Raw genomic sequence first — 2,000 nt, forward strand, 5'->3', positions numbered from 1 at the left:
GGCCATGAGCATGGGCGAGCGCACGCCGCTGGCGTCCGTCAACGCGCCGGCTTCCGGCCGCATGGCCGTGGCCGAGGCCATCACCAATCTGCTGGCCGCGCCCTTCGAGCTGCCGCGCGTGAAGCTCAGCGCGAACTGGATGGCCGCCTGCGGCGAAGCGGGTGAAGACGCTGCGCTGTTCGACACGGTCAAGGCCGTCGGCATGGAGCTGTGCCCGGCGCTGGGTATCTCGATCCCGGTCGGCAAGGACTCCTTGTCGATGCGCACCAAGTGGGATGGCCAACAGGTCACCGCGCCGGTGTCGCTGATCGTCACGGCCTTTGCCAGCATCGCCGACGTTCGCGGCACGCTGACGCCGGAATGGCAGCGCGAGGACTCGTGCGCCATCCTCATCGACCTCGGCCAGGGCCAGCACCGCATGGCCGGATCGATCCTGGCGCAGACGCTGAACCAGTTCGGCGCCGATGTGCCCGACCTGGACGAGCCCAAKCTGCTGGTTTCGCTGGTCAATGCCATCAACGAACTGCGCACCGAGAGCAAGCTGCTGGCCTATCACGACCGTTCGGACGGCGGCCTGTGGGCGGCTGCCTGCGAAATGGCCTTTGCTGGCCAGACCGGCCTGAGCCTGAACGTGGACATGCTGGTCACCGAAGGGGACGGCATCAGCGACAGCCGCGCCGACATGGGCGACTCCAAGAACTGGGCCGCCCAGGTCAGCGCCCGTCGCGAGGAGCTGACGCTGCGCGCGCTGTTCAGCGAGGAACTGGGCGCGTTGATCCAGGTGCGCGCGGCCGACCGCGACGCCGTCATGCAGGTGCTGCGCGCGCATGGCCTGTCCAAGCATTCGCATGTCGTGGCCAAGCCGAATGCGGCGCGACAGATGGAAGTCTGGCGCGATGCGAAGAAGGTCTTTGCTGCTGACCTCACGGCGCTGCAGCAGACCTGGGATGAGGTGAGCTGGCGGATCGCCAAACTGCGCGACAACCCGGCCGGCGCCGATGCTGAACACGCGGCGGCTGGCAAGGCGGATGACCCAGGTCTGCACGTGCACCTGACGTTCACGCCCGAGGCGCCTTTCGTCTCGACTGGCGCCCGCCCCAAGGTCGCCATCCTGCGCGAGCAGGGCGTGAACTCGCATGTCGAGATGGCCTACGCGATGTCGCTGGGCGGCTTTGACAGCTTCGACGTGCACATGAGCGACCTGCAGTCGGGCGCGGTCAAGCTGGACGGCTTTGCAGCCTTTGTGGCCTGCGGCGGCTTCAGCTACGGCGACRCCCTGGGCGCCGGCGAAGGCTGGGCGCGCAGCATCATGTTCAACCCGGTGCTGACCGAGCAGTTCCGTGCCTTCTTCTCCCGCTCCGACACCCTGGCCCTGGGCGTCTGCAACGGCTGCCAGATGCTGGCCGCACTCGCGCCCATCATCCCGGGCGCCGACGCCTGGCCGCGCTTCACGCGCAACCAGAGCGAGCAGTACGAGGCCCGCCTCGCGTTGGTCGAGGTGCTGGATTCGCCCAGCGTCTTCTTCAAGGGCATGGCCGGCAGCCGCGCGCCCATCGCCGTCGCTCACGGCGAGGGTTTTGCGAACTTCGCGCGCCAGGGCGATGCAGCCAAGGTCATCCCCGCCATGCGCTTTGTCGACAACCACGGCCAGGCGACCGAGGCCTATCCGTTCAACCCGAATGGCAGCCCGGGCGGCCTGACTTCGGTGACGACGGCCGACGGCCGCTTCACCGCGCTGATGCCTCACCCCGAGCGCGTGTTCCGCAACGTGCAGATGAGCTGGACCAGCGGCGACCGCGCGCTGCACAGCCCTTGGTTGCGGATGTTCCAGAACGCGCGCCAGGCGTTCGGTTAAGCGGCGTCCACTTCCAGCAGCAGCCGGTCGAGGCCTTCTTCGGTGCCACGCCGGCGCTGCTCCAGGTCCTGGTGCCCGTCGAGATAGRCGAGCTGCTCGGTCAGCTTCAGCGTCGAGCCAGCCGGGCTGTTGGCGAATTCCACCG

1 protein-coding gene is annotated in these 2,000 nt (G+C 68.2%); it reads left to right on the top strand.

Annotated elements, in window-relative coordinates; all coding sequences use genetic code 11:
• Positions 1-1,855, top strand: a 1,855-nt coding sequence (gene purL / locus AC1DU6_RS29080; protein WP_477861423.1) for a phosphoribosylformylglycinamidine synthase, incomplete at its 5' end; no start/stop codon positions are given.
• Positions 1,856-2,000 lie beyond the last annotated feature (145 nt).

The sequence above is a fragment of the Roseateles sp. P5_B10 genome, assembly GCF_056400485.1.